Raw genomic sequence first — 211 nt, forward strand, 5'->3', positions numbered from 1 at the left:
TTTTGCCAAATTTGTTCAAATAATTTTTCTGGCGTTGGCGGCTCCAGCTGAATTTTTGTAGCATGATTTTGCTGGTCATTATTTTTATACTGGCGTGAAATTTTAACCAGACGATAGCGCTCTTTAGGCAACACATCTTCAAACTGTTGTCTTAAATTAGGCCGTGGCGGGGTATCAGTATGATATTCAATATCGATATATTCACGTTGAT

At 37.4% G+C, this 211-nt stretch carries 1 protein-coding gene; it reads right to left on the bottom strand.

Features of this window, described 5'->3' with window-relative positions; genetic code table 11:
* On the bottom strand, nt 1-211 hold a 211-nt coding region (locus tag LJE08_RS14845), incomplete at both ends, for an exonuclease SbcCD subunit D C-terminal domain-containing protein (RefSeq protein ID WP_227403695.1).

It is taken from the genome of Holdemanella sp. DFI.5.55, assembly GCF_020593575.1.
GTDB classification, from domain to species: Bacteria; Bacillota_I; Bacilli_A; order Erysipelotrichales; family Erysipelotrichaceae; genus Holdemanella; species Holdemanella hominis.